Source organism: Streptomyces sp. MS191 (assembly GCF_008042125.1).
GTDB lineage: Bacteria > Actinomycetota > Actinomycetes > Streptomycetales > Streptomycetaceae > Streptomyces.
In genome coordinates, this window is record NZ_RDBI01000045.1 from 1 (window position 1) to 1,128 (window position 1,128).

Consider the following 1,128-nt stretch of genomic DNA (forward strand, 5'->3'; position numbering starts at 1 on the left):
CCGCGCCGAAGACGAACCGCATCGACGGGCCGTACGAGGGCGCCGTCAGCAGCCCCGCGAGGAACAGGCCCGGGTGGGACGACTCGAACAGCGCCCCCACCTCCGGCGCGCCCGAGGCTCCGGCCCGGCGCAGCGACCCCCGCAGCCCGGGTGCGAGGACCTCCGTCCGGTCCAGGCTCGGTGTGAACCCGGTCGCCGCGATCACGTGGTCGGTCTCCCACGTCTCCGTCCCCTCCGGTCCCGCCACGTCGATCCGCAGCCGGTCGTCCGGGGTCGGCGCCGCCGCGACGACGCGCGAGCCGAGCCGTACGTCGGTGACGGCGGCGAACCGGTCGCGCAGCCACCAGGCGCCCGCCGGACCGAGGGCCGAGCCGAAGAGCCGCTCGCGGGTGGGCGCGGGCAGCCGCCGGAAGACCCCGGGGGTGTCCGCGTACAGGCGGTTCTGCCAGCCGCAGCCCAGGCCCGTGTGCGGTGCGCGGAAGGACTGCCACGGGCCTCGGTGCAGGGCCGGCGGCAAGGTGTTCCAGTTCAGCCGGTCCGCGCGGGCGACGATCCGGGCCTTCGCCCCCTGCTCGGTCAGCAGCGCGGCCGTCTCCAGGGCGGCCTGGCCGGCGCCGACGACCGTGACGTCCCGGCCGGCGAAGCCGTCGAGCTCGCCGTGGTGGCTGCTGTGGGTGACGAACCGGCGGGGGAGCCCGCGCAGCGGGGCGGGGACCTCCATGAACGGCAGGACGCCGACGGCGAGCGCCACGGTGCGGGCGCGCAGCGTCTCGCCGTCCTCCGTGACCACGGTGAACCCTCCGGCTGCCGGGGCGACGGCGGCGACCAGGCGTTCGTCGAGCGAGGGGACCGCCCGGCGGGCGAACCAGTCGCCGTACGAGGCGAAGAGACCGACCGGGAGCGGGACGCCGTGCTCGGCGCGGACGCCCCGGCCGGCGGCGTAGGCGTCCAGCCCGTACGCCCCGGCGGGATCGGAGAGGTGGGAGGCCCAGGGCTCCGACTTCAGGAACATGCCCGAGGGCATCGCGTGCCAGGACGCCATGGAGCGGCCGAAGGTCCGGGCGCGCAGCCCGTGCGCCGCCGCGTGGGCGGCCACGGACAGCCCGTAGGGTCCTGCTCCCACGATCA

1 protein-coding gene is annotated in these 1,128 nt (G+C 77.0%); it reads right to left on the reverse strand.

Features of this window, described 5'->3' with window-relative positions; all coding sequences use genetic code 11:
- The coding region (locus EAO71_RS21650) for an NAD(P)-binding domain-containing protein (protein ID WP_147979513.1) at window positions 1–1,126 on the reverse strand (1,126 nt) is incomplete at its 3' end.
- Between the last annotated feature and the right edge of the window lie 2 nt (window positions 1,127–1,128).